A 20005-nucleotide genomic window follows, 5' to 3' on the forward strand; every position below is an offset into this window, starting at 1 on the left:
TTCGGCTCCGTGAGAAGGGGGTCGTGTTCGGTGTGCGTGCGGTGCGTCGCGCGTTCAGGCCGCCTTCGCGTCGCGCGCCGCGAGCGTCGCGTCGATCGACGCGGCCGCGCGCTTGCCGTCCTGCACGGCCTGCACCGTGAGGTCGATGCCGCCCGTCGCCGCGCAGTCGCCGCCGGCCCATACGTCCGGCAGCGCCGTGCGCCCGTCCGCATCGACCGCGATACGCGAACCGTCCGCGGTCAGCAATTCCGCCGCGATGCCGTCCGGCACGAGCGTCTGGCCGATCGCCTTCAGCACCATGTCCGCGTCGACGCTGAAACGCTCCCCCGACGCGGCCTCGAATTCGACGCCCGTGACCTGCCCGTCCGTACCTGCGATACGCACCGGCTTCGCGTGCGTGACGAGCGTGACGCCGCTCTTCTGCGCGAACTCGCGCTCGGCCCACGTCGCGCTCATCGCATCCACGCCGCGCCGGTACACCATCGTCACGCGCTCGGCGCCGAGCTTGCGGCTCTGCACCGCCGCATCGATCGCCGTGTTGCCGCCGCCGATCACGACCACGCGCCGCCCGACCGGCACGTTCTCCAGCCCGTCCGCCTGCCGCACCTGCTCGATGAAATCGACCGCGTTCATCACGCCGCCCAGTTGCTCGCCGTCGATCGCGAGCGTGCGCACACCGCCGAGACCCATCGCGAGAAATACCGCGTCATGCTGTTCGCGCAATGCGTCGAGCGTGACGTCGCGTCCGAGCGCCATACCCGTTTCCAGCGTGATGCCGCCCACCGACAGCAGCCATTCGACTTCGCGTTGCGCGAAATCGTCGACGGTCTTGTACGCGGCGATCCCGTATTCGTTGAGGCCGCCGGCCTTCGGCCGCGCGTCGAACAGTGTGACGCGGTGCCCGGCGAGCGCGAGCCGGTGCGCACAGGCGAGCCCGGCCGGCCCAGCGCCGACCACCGCCACGTGGCGGCCCGTCTCGGGCGCGCGCCGGAACTGCACCGCGCCGGTCTGCATCGCCCAGTCGGTCGCATGCCGCTGCAGCGCGCCGATCGCGACCGGCTGAGCATCCTGATGGTTGCGCACGCAAGCGCCTTCGCACAGGATCTCGGTCGGGCACACGCGGGCGCACATCCCGCCGAGCGGATTCGCGGACAGGATGTCGGTCGCCGCGCCTTTCAGGTTGCCGTTGCCGATCTTGCGGATGAAGCTCGGGATGTCGATCTGCGTCGGGCACGCGTGCACGCACGGCGCGTCGTAGCAGTAGTGGCAGCGGCTGGCGGCAGCCGCCGCCGCGGTCGGATCGAGCAGCGGTGCGATATCGGCGAATTCGCACGAGAGTTGCGTGGACGACAGGCGATGCGCGGCGATATCGCCGGTTGGCTGGGTGGTCATACGCGTTCCTTCGACTGGGTGGAGACAAAGCCGTCCCCGCCGGCTGCGAATGCACAGTCGGGGCGGTCATGCTTAGGAATGCTACGGTCGAACTGTGCGCGGTCTACTGGCCGCGCTATACCCGATCCGTCATGAAGCCGGCTCGCACGCACGCGACAGCATCGCGTGCAGCAGCACATTCGCGCCGGCCTCGATCCATGCGGGCGTCGCGTCCTCGATCTCGTTGTGGCTGATGCCGTCGATACATGGCACGAACACCATCGACGTCGGCGCGACCTGCGCCAGATAGCACGCGTCGTGGCCCGCCCCCGACACGATGTCGCGATGCGAGTAGCCGAAGCGGTCGGCCGCATCACGCACGGCCGCCACGCAGGCGGGGTCGAACGCGACCGGCTTGTAGTAGAAAATCTGCTCGAGTTCGGTGTCGAGCCCGATGTCGCCCGCGATGCGCGCGACGCCGTCGCGCAGCGCCGCGTCCATCTTCGCGAGCACGGCATCGTCCGGATGACGGAAATCGACGGTGAAGAACACGCGGCCGGGAATCACGTTGCGCGAGTTCGGGTGGACCTGCATCATGCCGACCGTCGCGCAGCCGAACGGCGCATGATCGAGGCCGATCCGGTTGACGAGATCGACTACCCGCGACGCGCCGAGCAGCGCGTCGCGGCGGCGCGGCATCGGCGTCGGTCCCGCGTGCGCTTCCTGGCCAGTGAACGTGATCTCGTACCAGCGCTGTCCCTGCGCGTCGGTCACGACGCCGATCGTCTTGCACTCCGCTTCGAGAATCGGCCCCTGCTCGATATGCAGCTCGAACGCCGCGTGCAGCTTGCGCCCGCCGCACGGCACGTCGCCCGCGTAGCCGATGCGCGCGAGCTCCTCGCCGATCGTCTTGCCGTCGACGTCCTTGCGCGATAGCCCGTAGTCGAGCGTGAACACGCCCGCGAACACGCCCGACGCGACCATCGCCGGCGCGAAGCGCGAACCCTCTTCGTTGGTCCAGATCACGACCTCGACCGGATGCTCGGTCTCGATGCCGTGATCGTTCAGACTGCGAATCACCTCGAGGCCGCCGAGCACGCCGTAGATGCCGTCGAAACGCCCGCCGGTGGGCTGCGAATCCGCGTGCGAGCCCGTGACGACCGGCGCCGCGTCGGCCACGCGGCCCGCGCGGCGCATGAACACGTTGCCCATCGTATCGACCGTCACCGTGCAGCCAGCGGCCTTCGCCCAGCCGACGATCAGGTCACGGCCAGCCTTGTCGAGATCGGTCAGCGCGAGACGGCACACACCGCCCTTCGGGGTCGCACCGATTTTCGCGACTTCCATCAGGCTGTCCCACAACCGCCTGCCATCGACCTTGATCGACGTGTCGAAAGCTGCCCGTTTCACTGTTTCCGATACCGCGTTCATTCGTATCGCTCCTGTGGGGTCGGTGATGTCGTCGGCCCGGTCTGTGCCGGTGCATGTGAGACCTGTTTCGGGGCACGCCGCCCAGATGCCGTGCATGCCCTGTCGGTTCGCGAAACGCGTTAAATCCTGTCCGATTGGACAGGTTTTAGACGATCAAAATGACCAGCGCAACGTCTTTCTTGCGCGACGCACCGGAGCGAGAAACGTGCCATCGCAACGCAGCATCGCCGCGGCGTGGCGGCATCCATCTGCGTGCGCGCGACGCGAATCAGCGGCTAGAATGAAGCCCAACGCGGCATGGCCGCCGCGCGAGGGTAACGATGAGACATGACGAGGCGACGATCGAAGCCACCGACCGGGACGAAGCGCCGGCGCCTTTGCGGCGACGCAAGGCGCACATCCGCGAGTCCAACGAAGCGCATCTGCTCGCGTGCGCGGAGGCCGTATTCGCGGAACGCGGGCTCGCCGGCGCGAGCACCGCGATGATCGCGGAGCGCGCGGGTCTGCCGAAGGCGAATGTGCACTACTACTTCCCGACCAAGCTCGCGCTGTACCGCCGTGTGCTCGACGACCTGTTCGAGGACTGGCATCGCGCGGCCGGCTCGTTCGAGGCCGGCGACGATCCGGTCGAGGCGATCGGCGGCTACGTGCGCGCGAAGATGGCGCTGTCGCAGCGACGCCCGCTCGGCTCGAAGGTGTGGGCCAACGAGATCATCCACGGCGCGGAGCACATGCAGGACATCCTGTCGCAACGCGTGAAGCCGTGGTTCGACACCCGCGTGAAGGTGATCGAAGGCTGGATCGCACGCGGGCTGCTTGCGCCGATCGACCCGCATGCACTGATGTACCTGATCTGGGCGACCACGCAGCACTATGCGGATTTCGATGCGCAGATTCGCGCGCTGAGCGGCAAGCGCGCGTTCACGAAGAAGGCGTTCGACGAAAAGACCGAGCAGGTCGTGCAGCTCGTGATTCGTGCGTGCGGCGCGGTGTCGCCGAACGCGAAGCCGTAGCGCGACACGACGATCCGCCGAATAAAAACGGGCGGCGCGCACCACACGGGATGTCCCGTGCGATACGCGCCGCCCGTGATGCCGCGAGCGTGCGAGCGTGCGAGCGTGCGATGCGATGCGATGCGATGCGTTACGCGATGTATTACGCGACCCGCTCGATCGCAACCGCCGTCGCTTCGCCGCCGCCGATGCACAGCGAGGCGATGCCGCGCGTCAGGCCGTACGTTTCGAGCGCGGCCAGCAGCGTCACCATCACGCGCGCGCCCGATGCGCCGATCGGATGCCCGAGCGCGCACGCGCCGCCGTGCACGTTCACCTTCTCGTGCGGCAGGTCGAGGTCGCGCATCGCGGCCATCGGCACCACCGCGAACGCTTCGTTGATCTCGAACAGATCGACGTCGCGCAGGCTCCAGCCGGTTTTCTCCGACAGCTTGCGCAGCGCGCCGATCGGCGCGGTCGCGAACAGGCCGGGCTTGTCCGCATAGGTCGAATGCCCGACGATCACGGCCTTCGGCGTGAGGCCGAGGCGCTCGGCTTCCGAGCGGCGCATCATCACGAGCGCGGCCGCGCCGTCCGAGATCGACGAGGCGTTCGCGGCCGTCACCGTGCCGCCGTCGCGGAACGCGGGCTTCAGTGTCGGGATCTTGTCGAGTTTCGCCTTGCCCGGCTGCTCGTCGATCGACACGACGCTTTCCGTCTTGCCCGCCTTCACGGCCACCGGCGCGATCTCCGACACGAAATGCCCTTCCGCGATCGCGCGCTGCGCGCGCGTCAGCGACGCAATCGCGAACGCATCCTGCGCTTCGCGCGTGAACTGGTAAGCCTGCGCGCAATCCTCGGCGAACGTGCCCATCAGGCGGCCTTTTTCATACGCATCCTCGAGCCCGTCGAGGAACATGTGGTCGAGCACCTGCCCGTGCCCCATTCGCATGCCCGCGCGCGCCTTCGGCAGCAGGTACGGCGCATTCGTCATGCTCTCCATCCCGCCCGCCACGGCCACGCCCGCCGAACCCGCCAGCAGCAGGTCGTGCGCGAACATCGCCGCCTTCATCCCGGAACCGCACATCTTGTTGACCGTGGTCGCGCCCGCCGCGAGCGGCAGCCCAGCCTTCAGCGCGGCCTGGCGCGCGGGCGCCTGACCCTGGCCGGCCGGCAGCACGCAGCCGAACACGATTTCATCGATGCGTTCGGCCGGCACGTTCGCGCGCTCGAGCGCCGCGCGAATCGCCACCGCGCCGAGGTCGCTGGCGCTGGCCGCCGCCAGGTCGCCCTGAAAACCACCCATCGGCGTGCGCGCCGCGCCCACGATTACGATCGGATCCTGAGTCGTCATGATTCGCTTCCTCCAGTGTCAGCGCGGTGCCATGCGCAACGCGCCATCGAGACGGATGACTTCGCCGTTCAGCATCGTGTTCTCGGCGATGTGGCGCACCAGCGCCGCAAATTCTTCCGGGCGGCCGAGCCGCGGCGGAAACGGCACGCTCTTGCCGAGCGCGTCCTGCACGTCCTGCGGCATGCCGGCCATCATCGGCGTCGCGAAGATGCCGGGCGCGACCGTCACGACGCGAATGCCGAAGCGCGCGAGCTCGCGTGCGATCGGCAACGTCATGCCGACCACGCCGCTCTTCGACGCCGCATACGCGGCCTGTCCGATCTGCCCGTCGAACGCCGCGACCGACGCGGTGTTGACGATCACCCCGCGCTCGCCTTCCGCGTCGGCGTCCTGCTTCGACATCGCTTCGGCGGCCAGCCGGATCATGTTGAACGTGCCGACCAGGTTGATCGATACCGCCCGTGCGAAGCGGTCGAGCGAATGCGGGCCGTCGCGGCCGACGACCTTCTCGCCCGGTGCGACGCCCGCGCAATTGACGAGCGCATCGACGCGGCCGAACGTGTCGCGTGCTGCCGCGACGGCCGCCTGACCGTCGGCTTCACTCGTCACGTCGGTCTTCACGAAGCGCGCGGCCGCGCCGAGTTCGTTGGCGAGACTCGCTCCCGCCTCGTCGTTGACGTCCAGCAGCACGGCCTTGCCGCCTTGCGCAACGACCATGCGCGCCACCGCGGCGCCGAGGCCGGAACCGGCGCCCGTAATCAGAAAAACGCGATCCTTGATATTCATTGGCAGTCCATATTCAGGGTTGAGCGGCCTTCTCGGCTTCCATCTTGCGCAACACGAAGCGCTGGATCTTGCCGCTCGGGGTTTTCGGCAGCGCGTCGACGAAGTCGATCGCGCGCGGATAAGCGTGAGCGGACAGCCGCCGCTTCACGTGCAGACTCAATTCCTCGGCCAGTTCGGGCGTGCCGTCGAACCCTTTCGACAGGACGACGAACGCCTTCACGATTTCCGTGCGCTCAGGGTCGGGCACGCCGATCACGGCGGCCTCGCTGACGGCCGGATGCTCGATCAGCGCGCTCTCCACGTCGAACGGGCCGATCCGGTAACCGGACGACGTGATCACGTCGTCCGCGCGGCCGATGAAGCTCACGGCGCCGTCCGGCTCCAGCTCGACGTTGTCGCCGGTCCGGTAGTAACCGCCCGCGATCGCCGGCGTGTCCTGCTGCCAGTAGCCGCGGAACCACAGCAGCGGCGAGCGCCCGATGTCGATCGCGAGGTTGCCGGGCTCGCCGGGGCCGAGCTCGCGGCCCGCTTCGTCGAGCACCGCGACGCGATAGCCCGGCATCGCGAAGCCGGCTGAACCGACGTGCACCACGTGCGCGAGGCCGTGATGGTTGTTCACGACCATTCCGAGCTCGGTCTGGCCGTAGTGATCGTGGATCGGCGCACCGAGCGCCGCGTGGAACCAGCGCACGACTTCCGGATTCAGCGGTTCGCCCGCGCTGCTCACCACGCGCAGCTGGCCCTTCATGCGCGCGGCCGCTTCCGGCCCGGCCGCCATCAGCATCCGGAACGCGGTTGGCGAACCCGCGAGGCTCGTGATGCCGAGCCGTTCGATCACGTCATACGTGCTGTCGACCGTGAAGCTGCCCTCGTAGAGCGTCGTCGCATGGCCGAGGAGGAGCGGGCCGGTGATCGCGTAATAGAGGCCGTACGCCCAGCCCGGGTCGGCGATATTCCAGAACCGGTCAGTGGGGCGCAGATCGACCGCTTCGCGCATGTACGCGCCGAACGCAAGCAGCGCGTACAGCGGCACCGGCACGCCCTTCGGCAAGCCCGTCGTGCCCGACGTCGACATCATCATGAACAGGTCCGACCCCTTGCGCGGCACGGGCTCGAACGTATCGGACCGCGCGTCGAGCGCCGCGCGGAAATCGATGTCGTGCGCCGACAGCGTCTCGCCTGCTTCGCGCACCGTCGCCACTGGCGGGCACTCGGCAATTTCGTCGAGCTTCGCGCGATTCGCGACGTTGGTCACGATCAGCCGCGCATCGCTCATGCGCAATCGGTGCTCGATCGCCTTCGGGCCGAACGCGGTGAACAGCGGCTGATACACGGCGCCCGCGCGCCACGTGCCGAGGATCGTCGCGACGAGTTCCGGCGTGCGCGGCAGCAGCCCGGCCACCACGTCGCCCGGCTTCACGCCCTGCGCAACGAGCAGGTTCGCGACCCGGGCCGAGAGCGCCTGCATCTGCGCGAACGTGAAGCGATGGTGCTGCCCGCCGGCGTCGATCCAGTCGAGTGCGATAGCGTCCGACTTCGCGTGCCGGTCGCAGCATTCGATGCACGCGTTCAGGCCGCGCTCCAGGTCGCCGCTCAGTTGCGCGGCGGCGGTCTCGATACTGAATCGGGCCACGGCGTCGGCGTAAGCCGGCACCGCCCGGGCGGTAGCTCCTTCTGGCATGCGTGTCTCCTGTGCGTTATGGCCGCCGGCGAGCCAGGGGCGCGACGGGGATACATCGATAGTAGACAGCCCATACATTGCAATCAATGACAAACGGAATCTAGAATCGTGATCGTTTTTGCCATGTTGGGAGGACGCAGGAAAATGGGGCCGCAGATGATTTCGCCGGATTTCGTCGACGATGCGCTCGCGTGCCTGCGCCGGCACGACCTGCCGACGGCGCCCGTGCTGCGCACCGCCGGGCTGCCGGCCGTCGTGCGCGAGCCCGTCACGCCGCAGCTGTACGGCCGACTGTGGCTCGCGATCGCGGGCGTGCTCGACGACGAATTCTTCGGCCTCGCCGCGCGCCCGATGCGGCGCGGCAGTTTCACGCTGCTGTGCCACGCAGTACTGCATGCGGGCACGCTCGATAAGGCGCTGCGGCGCGCGCTGCAGTTCCTCCGGGTCGTGCTCGATGAACCGCACGGCGAGCTCGTCGTGGCCGACGGGCACGCGCAGATCGTGCTGGCGCAATCGGGCACGCCATACCCGGCGTTCGCATACCGGACGTTCTGGCTGATCCTGCTCGGCGTCGCGTGCTGGCTGATCGGCCGGCGCATCCCGCTGCAGCGCATCGATTTCGCGTGCCCGAGCCCCGGCCAGCGCAGCGACTATCACCAGTTCTTCGGCGTCCCCGTGCATTTCGACCGGCCCGACAGCCGGCTCGCATTCAACGCCGCCTATCTCGCGCTGCCGACGATCCGTTCGGAGCAGGCGCTGAAGACCTTCCTGCGCGGCGCGCCCGGCAACCTCCTCGTGCGCTACCGGCACGACACGGGCTGGGTCGCGAAGACGCGCGCGTACCTGAAGGCGCTGCCGGCCGCCGAGTGGCCCGACTTCGACACGCTGGCCGCGCGCCTCGACACGACGCCCGCGACGCTGCGGCGGCGTTTGCGCAGCGAAGGGCAAAGCTTCGCGGCGATCAAGGACGAGTTGCGCGGTGCGCTGGCCCAGTCGCTGCTGCGCGGGCACGCGCTCAGCGTCGCGGAGATCGCGGCCGAACTCGGCTTCACCGAGCCGAGCGCGTTTCATCGCGCGTTCCGGAAATGGACGGGCACGAGCCCCGGTGCATTTCGGCGCGACGTGCATGCGGCGAACGCGGAGTCTTGAGTGGCATGCAGGCGCGGAGCGTCTCGCCACGCGCCGCTGATACGATGCACCCACGTGGCTGCCGTCCGTTGTCCGCGGACCGCGGCGAACACCGATCTACCATCACCGCTCACGCTCCGATGCAAGCCACCCACTTTTCCGACACCGAACTGGCCGTTCTGCGCGCGCACGGTATCGTGCTGTTTGCCGGCCGCGTGATCTTCGACGCGCAACCGGCGATGGCGGCCGACCAGATCGCGGCCGTGCAGGCCTGCTGTCACGGCGACATTCCGCTCCCGTTGCTCGAGCTATGGCGCGTCACGGCCGGCGGCAGCCTCGACTACGACCTGACGCTGGAGATGAACGGCAATGTCGAAGCGATCAGCTGGAGCGAGTTGTTCTACAACGGCAGCGACGGTTACCGCGACCTGCAGGGCTGGATCGACCATGAACTCGAACTGGCCGAAGAAGCCGCGGAAGAGAACGCGCGCACGTGGAACGGCAAAATCGGTGCGCTGCCGTTCGGCGGCTTCGAATATTGCGACCGCATCTACGTCGTGACGGAGCCCGGCGCCCACGACTATGGCCATGTACTTGCGTGGAAACAGGGGTTGCCGCCCGCGTGGCGCGGCGCGATGCACGAGGACGGTGTCGCGACGATCGCCCCCGATCTGTACGCGGCATTCGGCGCGCTGCAGCTTCATGTCGACCCGCTGGCGCCCGGCGGCGAACCAGGCACCGGTGTCACGCTGCTCGAATACGTCGATGAACGCCGCGACGATCATGGCCTGTCGGCATCGCTGGCGGACAAGCTGATCGCGTTCTATCGACAAGCGGTGATCGACTGGCGCACGCCGCTCGCCGACGGCACACTCGGCGCGCAGCCGGTGCTCGCACGTCACGCATTGCGCCATGCGATCGATCACGACGATGCGGCACTCATCGCGCGATTGGCGCCGCTTGTCGCCGATCTCGGCGTGGCGCTCGCCGGCAGTTCGATTCCGACGGATTACGCGCTGCGACGCCAGAAGTTTTCCGCCGCCGCCGCGTTGCTCGCAGCGGGCGCACCGGTCGTGCCCGATGCGCTGGCATCCGTGTCCGGCGCCATACCCGCCATCCTGATGCGCATGCTGCTTGACGCCGGCGTGCAGCCGGATGCCGACGCAATGGCGCGTTGCGTCGCGGGCGGCGGCACCGATAGCGCACGGCTGATCGGCGCAGCGCTGTCGGCCCATGGCGTCGATACAGCAGCTGCCTACCGCGCGGCGAGCGAGAAACTGCTGGACAAGCTGCAGGCCGACATCCGCAAGGTTCGCGCCGGCAAGCTCAGCCACTATCTCGGGCTCGACGGGCTCGAAGAACACGCCGAGCGCCTGCGGACATTCGATTGCTGACGTCAAGCAGGCGCCGATGCGCCGTGGGTTTGCCTGCAGCATCGCCGTCCGGGTGCCGTTTGTTTGGATCGGATTTCTCCCACGTTCCGGTGCGAATCTGCATGAAGCTCGCCGCACCGCAGCGCGCGTATGACGTTGCACCCCGATCCGTCAGACCACATACTGGTCGGCCGGTCTGAACGAGGTTGCGCCGATGGTGAATGTCGATGGGAGCGCCGCTTCGATCTTCGGCGTGATCGGAACGGCCGTGTCGTTGCTGGCAGCGATCCCTTACGCGCTCGCGATCTACCGGCGCACCGTTCGCCCGCATCTGTTCACGTGGCTCGTGTGGTCGGTCGTCACGGCGATCGCGGCCGCCGGCCAGTTCGTCGCGGGCGCGGGGCCGTCCGCGTGGTGCACGGCGGCGATTGCCGTCACGTGCTTTTTGACGCTGATCGCCAGCCTGTTTCGCGGCGAGCGTGGCTGGACGGGCCTCGACTGGTTGTTCCTGTGCGTGGCACTGTCGGCCATTCCGCTGTGGATGCTGACCGACGATCCGACGGTGTCGATCTGTCTGGTCACGCTGATCGAGCTTGCCGGCCTTGGCCCGACCGTGCGCAAGACGATCCGCGATCCGTGGAGCGAGAGCTTCGCCTATTTCGCGCTGTGCGTGCTCAAGTACGCACTGGCGTTGCTGGCATTGAGCACGTGGAGTGTCGCGGTCGCGTTCTATCCGGTCGTCAATCTCATCGCGTCGATCGGCATCTGCCTGGTGATGCTGGTCCGACGTCAGTCGTTGTCAAATGCGCGGTAGGCTGCGTTTGTCGCCGCCGTGCCGCTTCCCTTCCGAAATGATGCGAGGTCTGACATGGATGCAATCCGTACCGTCATCGAACCCTGCGAAACCGCGCTCCGCGCAGCGATGCTGGCCAACGATGTCGAAGCGCTCGACGCGCTACTGGACGACGATCTGGTATTCACCGTCCCGACCGGCCAGATCATCTCGAAGGAGGACGACCTCACCGCGCATCGCGCGAAGCTTCTGCGTCTCGACGCACTCGACGTCCACGAAATGCGTGCATGCGCGATCGACGAGATGATCCTGACCACGACGCGAGCGAAGCTCGCAGGCCATTTCGATGGCGCGGCATTCGCCGGTACGTTTGCCTATACGCGACTTTGGCGTCGATCGGACGCCAAATGGCGGGTCGTTGCCGGACATGCATCGCAGGTCATGTCATTGCGCCGGCCGTGCGGGGATCAATAGTGTCGGGCAACGCCCCCGCGAGCATGCTGGCCATCAATCGGGCAATGCTACGCCGCGGTTCTGACGATGCACTGATGAAGACGCCGGCCGACGTGGTGTCGGCAGTGATGAGAGACGAAATGCACAACCTATTTGCCGTGCGTTCTGCGCGTGCCGCGGACGCGGACGAACTCGCGCGACTGGCGCGCCTGTCGAAAGCGCACTGGGGCTATCCAAAGGAATGGCTCGACTTGTGGCAAAAAGATCTTACGATTTCGCCGGAGACGATCGAAGGGGCGATTGGCTACGTCGCGGAATCAGGCGAGTCGATCATCGGGTTCTGGATCCGAGCATCATTGGATTCGGATCTGCCGACACCCGGATGGCTGTTCGTTCATCCCGATCATATGGGCCAGGGCATCGCCCGTGCTCTGTGGGAATCAGTTCGGACCGAAGCCGCCGCGAGAGGAATTAAGCGCTTTGTGATCGAAGCCGATCCCAATGCTGCACCGTTCTATCTGGCGTTGGGAGCCGAAAAAATCGGCGAAAAAGAATCGGGTGTCATCCCGGGTAGATTCTTTCCGATCTTGCGGATTCCGGTCTGATAGGAGCAGATGGCAGCAAGATCGCTCACCGCGTGCAATTGATGGGATTGAGCTACCGACTGCGGTAACAGAGGTTGCAGCGGAAACAGCGGAGTTGGATCAGTCCGGCCAGCGGGCCTGATAACGCCGTTTACGCCCCAGCTCGTGTCGCGAGGCACACCGAACATTTCCGCCGCCGAAATGCAAAAACCCCCGCCTTGTCGGGCGGGGGTTTCTGGCTAAGGGAGCCTGACGATTACCTACTTTCACGCGGGAATCCGCACTATCATCGGCGTAGAGTCGTTTCACGGTCCTGTTCGGGATGGGAAGGGGTGGGACCGACTCGCTATGGTCATCAGGCAAAGGGGGTTGTCCTGCTGGCGTGGCCAACAGAACCAATCTGGGAAGAAGCAGTAATTTAGGTTGTGTGTATCACACACGAGAATTCAACTTGTCTCGTCTTGCTACGCAGGTCGCCGGTACTTCAACCGGCGCGCCGCATCGATCAGCTTCGCTGCTCGACGCTCTGCGTGGGATGCTCGTAAGTGCTGAAGCACTAACGATCATCGACAAGGCAGACTTGTTATAGGATCAAGCCTTACGGGCAATTAGTATCAGTTAGCTGAACGCATTACTGCGCTTACACACCTGACCTATCAACGTCCTGGTCTCGAACGACCCTTCAAGGGGATCTAGTCCCCAGGGATATCTCATCTTAAGGCGAGTTTCCCGCTTAGATGCTTTCAGCGGTTATCTCTTCCGAACATAGCTACCCGGCGATGCCACTGGCGTGACAACCGGTACACCAGAGGTTCGTCCACTCCGGTCCTCTCGTACTAGGAGCAGCCCCCTTCAAATATCCAACGCCCACGGCAGATAGGGACCAAACTGTCTCACGACGTTTTAAACCCAGCTCACGTACCTCTTTAAATGGCGAACAGCCATACCCTTGGGACCGGCTACAGCCCCAGGATGAGATGAGCCGACATCGAGGTGCCAAACACCGCCGTCGATATGAACTCTTGGGCGGTATCAGCCTGTTATCCCCAGAGTACCTTTTATCCGTTGAGCGATGGCCCTTCCATACAGAACCACCGGATCACTATGACCTGCTTTCGCACCTGCTCGACTTGTCGGTCTCGCAGTTAAGCACGCTTATGCCATTGCACTATCAGCACGATTTCCGACCGTACCTAGCGTACCTTCGTACTCCTCCGTTACGCTTTGGGAGGAGACCGCCCCAGTCAAACTGCCTACCATGCACTGTCCCCGACCCGGATCACGGGCCAAGGTTAGAACCTCAAACAAACCAGGGTGGTATTTCAAGGACGGCTCCACCGAAACTAGCGTTCCGGTTTCATAGCCTCCCACCTATCCTACACAGATCGGTTCAAAGTCCAATGCAAAGCTACAGTAAAGGTTCATGGGGTCTTTCCGTCTAGCCGCGGGTAGATTGCATCATCACAAACACTTCAACTTCGCTGAGTCTCGGGAGGAGACAGTGTGGCCATCGTTACGCCATTCGTGCAGGTCGGAACTTACCCGACAAGGAATTTCGCTACCTTAGGACCGTTATAGTTACGGCCGCCGTTTACCGGGACTTCAATCAAGAGCTTGCACCCCATCATTTAATCTTCCGGCACCGGGCAGGCGTCACACCCTATACGTCCACTTTCGTGTTTGCAGAGTGCTGTGTTTTTATTAAACAGTCGCAGCCACCAGTTTATTGCAACCCCTTCACCCTCCTGGCGCAGGCCAGTCAAGCTACAAGGGCGTACCTTATCCCGAAGTTACGGTACCAATTTGCCGAGTTCCTTCTCCCGAGTTCTCTCAAGCGCCTTAGAATACTCATCTCGCCCACCTGTGTCGGTTTGCGGTACGGTCATCGTTAGACTGAAGCTTAGAGGCTTTTCTTGGAACCACTTCCAATTGCTTCGCTCCCTAAGGAGCTCGCGCCACACCCTTGAATTGCGCGCCCGGATTTGCCTAAGCGCCTTCTCCAATGCAGCGACCGGGACTTCCAACACCCGGACAACCTTCCGCGATCCGTCCCCCCATCGCATCTAACAATGGTGCAGGAATATTGACCTGCTTCCCATCAGCTACGCATTTCTGCCTCGCCTTAGGGGCCGACTCACCCTACGCCGATGAACGTTGCGTAGGAAACCTTGGGCTTACGGCGAGGGGGCCTTTCACCCCCTTTATCGCTACTCATGTCAGCATTCGCACTTCCGATACCTCCAGCACCCTTTACAAGGCACCTTCGCAGGCTTACGGAACGCTCTCCTACCATGCGAGCAAAGCTCGCATCCGCAGCTTCGGTATATAGCTTAGCCCCGTTACATCTTCCGCGCAGGACGACTCGATCAGTGAGCTATTACGCTTTCTTTAAAGGGTGGCTGCTTCTAAGCCAACCTCCTGACTGTTTTAGCCTTCCCACTTCGTTTCCCACTTAGCTATATTTGGGGACCTTAGCTGGCGGTCTGGGTTGTTTCCCTCTTGACACCGGACGTTAGCACCCGATGTCTGTCTCCCGTGATTGCACTCTTCGGTATTCGGAGTTTGCTATGGCGGGGTAATCTGCAATAGACCCCCCAACCATGACAGTGCTCTACCCCCGAAGGTGAGACACGAGGCACTACCTAAATAGTTTTCGGAGAGAACCAGCTATTTCCAGGTTTGTTTAGCCTTTCACCCCTATCCACAGCTCATCCCCTAACTTTTCAACGTTAGTGGGTTCGGACCTCCAGTACGTGTTACCGCACCTTCATCCTGGCCATGGATAGATCACCTGGTTTCGGGTCTACGCCCAGCAACTGAACGCCCTATTCGGACTCGCTTTCGCTACGCCTGCCCTATACGGTTAAGCTTGCTACTGAACGTAAGTCGCTGACCCATTATACAAAAGGTACGCCGTCACCCCTTGCGAGGCTCCGACTGTTTGTATGCATGCGGTTTCAGGATCTATTTCACTCCCCTCCCGGGGTTCTTTTCGCCTTTCCCTCACGGTACTGGTTCACTATCGGTCGATCACGAGTATTTAGCCTTGGAGGATGGTCCCCCCATCTTCAGACAGGATTTCACGTGTCCCGCCCTACTTGTCGCACACCTAGTTCTTTCATACTGTTTTCGCCTACAGGGCTATCACCTGCTATGGCCGCACTTTCCAGAGCGTTCGGCTAACAATACAAATAAAGAGTGCAAGGCTCATCCCATTTCGCTCGCCACTACTTTGGGAATCTCGGTTGATTTCTTTTCCTGCGGTTACTTAGATGTTTCAGTTCACCGCGTTCGCTTCACTGGACCTATGTATTCAGTCCAGGATGACCCAAAAGGGCCGGGTTTCCCCATTCGGACATCTACGGATCAAAGCTCGTTTGCCAGCTCCCCGTAGCTTTTCGCAGGCTACCGCGTCCTTCATCGCCTGTGATCGCCAAGGCATCCACCACATGCACTTGTTCGCTTGACCCTATAACGAGTCTGTCTCGTTACAGGTTGAGTTCTCGCGTTGTGCCGTATTCCAATTGAGTCGAACATGGAGTTCGAATCATCTTGAGATACATCGATACAATCACAACCCGGATAACTTTCACGTCCATCTCGAGACGCTTCCGCTATCCAAATTACTTACTTCTTCCAGATTGTTAAAGAACGACAGCCGATACTTTCGTACCGCTCTGACTGGCTCAATCGCCAATGACAAAGGCTCGCACGACGCTTCGTTCGAACGCTTGTCATTGAAGATTGGTGGAGGCAGACGGGATCGAACCGACGACCCCCTGCTTGCAAAGCAGGTGCTCTCCCAGCTGAGCTATGCCCCCATTGAGTACAGATGACCTCAGGTACTACAGCCTATCGGCATGGGCTGCTCGTAAGCGCTAAAGCGCTAACGATCACCGACACGTCAGACAATGGTGGGTCTGGTTGGATTCGAACCAACGACCCCCGCCTTATCAAGACGGTGCTCTAACCGACTGAGCTACAGACCCCTGAGTCTGTCTTTGATTTACAGCCGATAAGCGTGAGCGCTCAACTTTGCGAGAAGCTCTGGAAAGGAGGTGATCCAGCCGCACCTTCCGATACGGCTACCTTGTTACGACTTCACCCCAGTCATGAATCCTACCGTGGTGACCGTCCTCCTTGCGGTTAGACTAGCCACTTCTGGTAAAACCCACTCCCATGGTGTGACGGGCGGTGTGTACAAGACCCGGGAACGTATTCACCGCGGCATGCTGATCCGCGATTACTAGCGATTCCAGCTTCATGCACTCGAGTTGCAGAGTGCAATCCGGACTACGATCGGTTTTCTGGGATTAGCTCCCCCTCGCGGGTTGGCAACCCTCTGTTCCGACCATTGTATGACGTGTGAAGCCCTACCCATAAGGGCCATGAGGACTTGACGTCATCCCCACCTTCCTCCGGTTTGTCACCGGCAGTCTCCTTAGAGTGCTCTTGCGTAGCAACTAAGGACAAGGGTTGCGCTCGTTGCGGGACTTAACCCAACATCTCACGACACGAGCTGACGACAGCCATGCAGCACCTGTGCGCCGGTTCTCTTTCGAGCACTCCCGCCTCTCGGCAGGATTCCGACCATGTCAAGGGTAGGTAAGGTTTTTCGCGTTGCATCGAATTAATCCACATCATCCACCGCTTGTGCGGGTCCCCGTCAATTCCTTTGAGTTTTAATCTTGCGACCGTACTCCCCAGGCGGTCAACTTCACGCGTTAGCTACGTTACTAAGGAAATGAATCCCCAACAACTAGTTGACATCGTTTAGGGCGTGGACTACCAGGGTATCTAATCCTGTTTGCTCCCCACGCTTTCGTGCATGAGCGTCAGTATTGGCCCAGGGGGCTGCCTTCGCCATCGGTATTCCTCCACATCTCTACGCATTTCACTGCTACACGTGGAATTCTACCCCCCTCTGCCATACTCTAGCCTGCCAGTCACCAATGCAGTTCCCAGGTTGAGCCCGGGGATTTCACATCGGTCTTAGCAAACCGCCTGCGCACGCTTTACGCCCAGTAATTCCGATTAACGCTCGCACCCTACGTATTACCGCGGCTGCTGGCACGTAGTTAGCCGGTGCTTATTCTTCCGGTACCGTCATCCCCCGACTGTATTAGAGCCAAGGATTTCTTTCCGGACAAAAGTGCTTTACAACCCGAAGGCCTTCTTCACACACGCGGCATTGCTGGATCAGGCTTTCGCCCATTGTCCAAAATTCCCCACTGCTGCCTCCCGTAGGAGTCTGGGCCGTGTCTCAGTCCCAGTGTGGCTGGTCGTCCTCTCAGACCAGCTACTGATCGTCGCCTTGGTAGGCCTTTACCCCACCAACTAGCTAATCAGCCATCGGCCAACCCTATAGCGCGAGGCCCGAAGGTCCCCCGCTTTCATCCGTGGATCGTATGCGGTATTAATCCGGCTTTCGCCGGGCTATCCCCCACTACAGGACATGTTCCGATGTATTACTCACCCGTTCGCCACTCGCCACCAGGTGCAAGCACCCGTGCTGCCGTTCGACTTGCATGTGTAAGGCATGCCGCCAGCGTTCAATCTGAGCCAGGATCAAACTCTTCAGTTCAAACCTGTTACTGTTTTCGGTTCGGTTAAGAACCGGTCGCTCACTCAAAGCTGACAGGAATATGAATCACTTCATAAACCTGACTTACTTTAGTGTGAGACTCTTGATACTTTCGCTATCTGATCCGAGGATCAGCTCGCTTCCATCAAGCGCCCACACTTATCGGCTGTTAATTTTTAAAGAGCATTCTGCGAGGAACTTCGTGTTTCCCGGCAGCGCTGCGTTTTCAGCAGCAGAGAAGCGAGATTATGAACCGTGTTTCGCAGCTCGTCAACAACTTTTTACACTACATCGTTGCGACTGCGGGGCTCAACTTCCTGTACCGCCAAGGCTCGCTACGACCGAACCCCAACAGCACCGCTTCCCTTCCTTCCGCGCCGCGTTTCCGTTAGCGCGAAAGAGGCGTGATTCTAAGCACCTGCCCCCATCCGCGCAAGCCCTTTGTGAAGAAAGTTTGAAAAAGCCTCCGTGCGGTGGCGCGTACGGAGGCTTCTGGCTCGACGGACCGTAAAACGCAACGCCCGCCGCCCTCCAAAGATATGACGAAGGCGCCGCTTCCCTTCTATATAAGAGGACGCGGAACAAGCAAGGAAACGGGCGCGGTCGAGTATCATGCCGCGACCGAACCACGCACTCATATTGATGATGGACAGCACGACTCAATCCGGCGACAGCGACCTTCGCGACGAATATGCGGCACTGCGCGAACGCGCGATCCTGCTGGAAGAACAGGTGCCGCCGCTTCTGCAACGCATCTCGGACATGTTGCCGCGCATCAGCGGCGAATCCGAACTGGCCGACACGCATCGCGAGCGGCTCGTCGGCGCACGCAATGCGGCGCTGGTCTCGATCGAAAACTATCAGCAGGCCATTCCGTTCCTGCAGACGGCCGACTCGATCATCGAGCAGCTGGACAAGGCGCCCGAACGCGACGAAGACATCGAGTGGCGCGAATCGCTGCTGCAACGGCTGGACGAGCTGATCGACGTCGCGGTCGTGATGATCGACGATGCGGACAGCTACTTCGAACACGCGCAAGCCTGCGACCTGTCCAGCGTGCCGAAATCCATCCTCGAGAATTGAGCAGGCTTACCCGAAATCGCGCGATGCAGAGGCGTCGCGCCACGCCCGCCGACAGTCGCTAGCTGACCTCTTCGTCGCCGGGCCTGCCGCATCCCCTCACGAAACGCCCCCTGCGATCGCCATCATCCCGCGCAGAGCCACACGCCACTCCTACGGCGAATCGAGCACGATCGTCTCGCTCACCATCGGCACACGGATGTATCCGCCCGCCGCATCGCCGTACGCATGCGCGTTCCCGTCGATCACGTATTGCGCGGTCAACGCACACAGCGTCGCGTCGCGCGCATCGACGGAACGCAGCGTCGATACGTCAATGCCCAGCCGCTCCAGCAAGTGCCGGCGCTGGTTGCGCTTCTGCTTCGCCGACGCCACGGCCTTGCCCAGCATCGCGCAGGTAATCGCATACGGATAGGTTTCGAAGCTCACGCGTCCGCCCGCGTAGCGCGCGTCGGTCAGCAGCGGATAGGCGCCGGCGAGCGCGCGGTAGACGCGCTCGCCCATGAACATCCAGTCGAAGAAGCCTGACGTGCTCGCGACGGCCTGCGCCCGCGACGGTGTCGGAAAGCACGAGATCCGTTCACGCGCGAGCGCCTGTTCGGCCGCGCGGCGGCCGCTCCCCGCCCACCACAGGCTCGGCGCGTCGACGCCGATGGCGACGACATCATGAGCGAGGCACAGGGCGGGCAGCGACTCGGGCACGATCCGCGCTTCCCGGCAGACGACCGTCGACCCACGCAGGATCACGAGATCGCACAGCTTCCTGTCGCCGCCGACGTCGACGCCCGCCACGGCAGCCGATTGCCGTGCGGCGGATCGGGCCGATCGCATAACGCGTGCGTCAGTCCGCCGGCCGCGCGGCGTACGCGGTGTCGAAGATCGCCTCGAGACCGGGATGGACGCCGCGCATCGGATCGACGACCGACTTCGCCCAGTCGAAGTACGCCTGCTTGCGTTCGAGCGGCCAGTCCGCGGGCGGATGCCGGGCGATGTCGCGCAGGTTGCAGATCTTGTCGGCCAGCTTCACGAGCTTCGCGCGCCGGCTGATGGTGGCCGCGTGTTCGACCTGCAGACGCTTGCGTTCTTCCTTAGGCAACGACTTGTCGTCGGTGACTTCCATCACGATGTCCGCCACGTCCTTGCCGAACAGCCGCAGCAATTCCTGCTCGGTCGTCTCCGTATCCTCGACCGTGTCGTGCAGCACCGCCGCGACGATCACGCGTTCGTCCTCGACGCCGGCTTCGTTGGCCAGCACGTCGGCGAGCGCGATCGGATGATTGATGTACGGCGACGCCTCTTCGTCCTTGCGCCGCTGATTGCGATGCTTGTCCGCCGCGAACGCAATCGCGGCTACCAGCTTCTTCATATTCCCCCCTCGTGTGGCCAGACCCGCGA

At 63.1% G+C, this 20005-nt stretch carries 14 protein-coding genes, 2 tRNA genes and 3 rRNA genes; 7 read left to right on the plus strand and 12 right to left on the minus strand.

All coding sequences use genetic code 11. The features are described 5' to 3' along the window. Positions 1 to 54: 54 nt before the first annotated feature. On the minus strand, positions 55 to 1392 hold the full coding sequence (locus GJG85_RS30310) for an NAD(P)-dependent oxidoreductase (protein WP_050016172.1): 1338 nt from the start codon (positions 1390 to 1392) through the stop codon (positions 55 to 57). A 129-nt stretch (positions 1393 to 1521) separates the two neighbouring features. Next, entirely contained in the window at positions 1522 to 2802 is a 1281-nt protein-coding gene (locus tag GJG85_RS30315) for a Zn-dependent hydrolase (protein ID WP_050016174.1), read from the minus strand. Between the two features lie 320 nt (positions 2803 to 3122). Here GJG85_RS30315 and GJG85_RS30320 point away from each other — a divergent pair, with 320 nt between their 5' ends. Continuing rightward, complete coding sequence (locus GJG85_RS30320) at positions 3123 to 3815, plus strand: TetR/AcrR family transcriptional regulator (RefSeq protein WP_089490206.1); 693 nt, start codon at positions 3123 to 3125, stop codon at positions 3813 to 3815. 142 nt (positions 3816 to 3957) lie between these two features. Here the strand turns inward: GJG85_RS30320 and GJG85_RS30325 are convergent, their stop codons facing one another. From GJG85_RS30325 to GJG85_RS30335, 3 genes are read right to left on the minus strand one after another with little or no spacing between them, the layout of a single operon-like run. Then, positions 3958 to 5148: an acetyl-CoA C-acyltransferase gene (locus tag GJG85_RS30325; protein WP_089490205.1), complete on the minus strand. Its 1191-nt coding sequence runs from the start codon at positions 5146 to 5148 to the stop codon at positions 3958 to 3960. A gap of 18 nt (positions 5149 to 5166) precedes the next feature. Next, positions 5167 to 5934 (minus strand): 3-hydroxyacyl-CoA dehydrogenase, encoded by a 768-nt coding sequence (locus GJG85_RS30330; protein WP_050016180.1) that lies wholly within the window; start codon positions 5932 to 5934, stop codon positions 5167 to 5169. A 13-nt stretch (positions 5935 to 5947) separates the two neighbouring features. Further along, positions 5948 to 7615 (minus strand): acyl-CoA synthetase, encoded by a 1668-nt coding sequence (locus GJG85_RS30335; RefSeq protein ID WP_089490204.1) that lies wholly within the window; start codon positions 7613 to 7615, stop codon positions 5948 to 5950. A gap of 144 nt (positions 7616 to 7759) precedes the next feature. Here GJG85_RS30335 and GJG85_RS30340 point away from each other — a divergent pair, with 144 nt between their 5' ends. The 5 genes from GJG85_RS30340 (at position 7760) to GJG85_RS30360 (ending at position 11967) form a co-directional block, all read left to right on the plus strand. Further along, a complete protein-coding gene (locus GJG85_RS30340; protein WP_050016183.1) occupies positions 7760 to 8764 on the plus strand; it encodes an AraC family transcriptional regulator in 1005 nt (334 codons plus the stop codon). 119 nt (positions 8765 to 8883) lie between these two features. Continuing rightward, entirely contained in the window at positions 8884 to 10137 is a 1254-nt protein-coding gene (locus GJG85_RS30345) for a hypothetical protein (protein ID WP_050016184.1), read from the plus strand. A gap of 193 nt (positions 10138 to 10330) precedes the next feature. Further along, positions 10331 to 10930 carry a hypothetical protein gene (locus tag GJG85_RS30350; protein ID WP_050016186.1) on the plus strand — a complete coding sequence of 200 codons (600 nt, stop codon included), beginning with the start codon at positions 10331 to 10333 and terminating at the stop codon, positions 10928 to 10930. Between the two features lie 54 nt (positions 10931 to 10984). Then, positions 10985 to 11383, plus strand: a complete 399-nt coding sequence (locus tag GJG85_RS30355; RefSeq protein WP_050016188.1) for a nuclear transport factor 2 family protein — start codon at positions 10985 to 10987, stop codon at positions 11381 to 11383. Between the two features lie 119 nt (positions 11384 to 11502). Beyond that, on the plus strand, positions 11503 to 11967 hold the full coding sequence (locus GJG85_RS30360) for a GNAT family N-acetyltransferase (RefSeq protein ID WP_050016196.1): 465 nt from the start codon (positions 11503 to 11505) through the stop codon (positions 11965 to 11967). A gap of 226 nt (positions 11968 to 12193) precedes the next feature. Here the strand turns inward: GJG85_RS30360 and rrf are convergent. The 5 genes from rrf to GJG85_RS30385 form a co-directional block, all read right to left on the minus strand. Then, positions 12194 to 12306: ribosomal RNA gene (gene rrf / locus GJG85_RS30365) — 5S ribosomal RNA — on the minus strand. A 227-nt stretch (positions 12307 to 12533) separates the two neighbouring features. Continuing rightward, positions 12534 to 15415, minus strand: a 23S ribosomal RNA gene (locus tag GJG85_RS30370). Between the two features lie 276 nt (positions 15416 to 15691). Next, a tRNA-Ala gene (locus GJG85_RS30375) sits at positions 15692 to 15767 on the minus strand. A gap of 91 nt (positions 15768 to 15858) precedes the next feature. Beyond that, positions 15859 to 15935 (minus strand) — tRNA-Ile (locus GJG85_RS30380). Positions 15936 to 15997: 62 nt separating this feature from the next. Next, a 16S ribosomal RNA gene (locus tag GJG85_RS30385) occupies positions 15998 to 17530 on the minus strand. The 16S, 23S and 5S rRNA genes sit together here with 2 tRNA genes alongside, the layout of an rRNA operon. 612 nt (positions 17531 to 18142) lie before the next feature. Here GJG85_RS30385 and GJG85_RS30390 point away from each other — a divergent pair. Further along, positions 18143 to 18613 (plus strand): hypothetical protein, encoded by a 471-nt coding sequence (locus GJG85_RS30390; RefSeq protein WP_050016596.1) that lies wholly within the window; start codon positions 18143 to 18145, stop codon positions 18611 to 18613. A gap of 150 nt (positions 18614 to 18763) precedes the next feature. Here the strand turns inward: GJG85_RS30390 and GJG85_RS30395 are convergent, their stop codons facing one another. Beyond that, positions 18764 to 19441: a DUF429 domain-containing protein gene (locus tag GJG85_RS30395; RefSeq protein ID WP_050016598.1), complete on the minus strand. Its 678-nt coding sequence runs from the start codon at positions 19439 to 19441 to the stop codon at positions 18764 to 18766. 10 nt (positions 19442 to 19451) lie between these two features. Then, entirely contained in the window at positions 19452 to 19976 is a 525-nt protein-coding gene (locus GJG85_RS30400; protein WP_006489846.1) for an HD domain-containing protein, read from the minus strand. Positions 19977 to 20005: the final 29 nt, after the last annotated feature.

Source organism: Burkholderia sp. MS389 (genome assembly GCF_016899425.1).
Taxonomy (GTDB): domain Bacteria; phylum Pseudomonadota; class Gammaproteobacteria; order Burkholderiales; family Burkholderiaceae; genus Burkholderia; species Burkholderia sola.

What these genes read in the sequence shown, in the direction of transcription:
- GJG85_RS30330 (WP_050016180.1), bottom strand. Translation starts at nt 5,934, where the DNA reads ATGAATATCAAGGATCGCGTTTTTCTGATTACGGGCGCCGGTTCCGGC.
- GJG85_RS30350 (WP_050016186.1), top strand. Translation starts at nt 10,331, where the DNA reads ATGGTGAATGTCGATGGGAGCGCCGCTTCGATCTTCGGCGTGATCGGA.
- GJG85_RS30325 (WP_089490205.1), bottom strand. Translation starts at nt 5,148, where the DNA reads ATGACGACTCAGGATCCGATCGTAATCGTGGGCGCGGCGCGCACGCCG.
- GJG85_RS30315 (WP_050016174.1), bottom strand. Translation starts at nt 2,802, where the DNA reads ATGAACGCGGTATCGGAAACAGTGAAACGGGCAGCTTTCGACACGTCG.
- GJG85_RS30390 (WP_050016596.1), top strand. Translation starts at nt 18,143, where the DNA reads ATGCCGCGACCGAACCACGCACTCATATTGATGATGGACAGCACGACT.
- GJG85_RS30400 (WP_006489846.1), bottom strand. Translation starts at nt 19,976, where the DNA reads ATGAAGAAGCTGGTAGCCGCGATTGCGTTCGCGGCGGACAAGCATCGC.
- GJG85_RS30355 (WP_050016188.1), top strand. Translation starts at nt 10,985, where the DNA reads ATGGATGCAATCCGTACCGTCATCGAACCCTGCGAAACCGCGCTCCGC.
- GJG85_RS30395 (WP_050016598.1), bottom strand. Translation starts at nt 19,441, where the DNA reads ATGCGATCGGCCCGATCCGCCGCACGGCAATCGGCTGCCGTGGCGGGC.
- GJG85_RS30320 (WP_089490206.1), top strand. Translation starts at nt 3,123, where the DNA reads ATGAGACATGACGAGGCGACGATCGAAGCCACCGACCGGGACGAAGCG.
- GJG85_RS30345 (WP_050016184.1), top strand. Translation starts at nt 8,884, where the DNA reads ATGCAAGCCACCCACTTTTCCGACACCGAACTGGCCGTTCTGCGCGCG.
- GJG85_RS30360 (WP_050016196.1), top strand. Translation starts at nt 11,503, where the DNA reads ATGCACAACCTATTTGCCGTGCGTTCTGCGCGTGCCGCGGACGCGGAC.
- GJG85_RS30335 (WP_089490204.1), bottom strand. Translation starts at nt 7,615, where the DNA reads ATGCCAGAAGGAGCTACCGCCCGGGCGGTGCCGGCTTACGCCGACGCC.
- GJG85_RS30310 (WP_050016172.1), bottom strand. Translation starts at nt 1,392, where the DNA reads ATGACCACCCAGCCAACCGGCGATATCGCCGCGCATCGCCTGTCGTCC.
- GJG85_RS30340 (WP_050016183.1), top strand. Translation starts at nt 7,760, where the DNA reads ATGGGGCCGCAGATGATTTCGCCGGATTTCGTCGACGATGCGCTCGCG.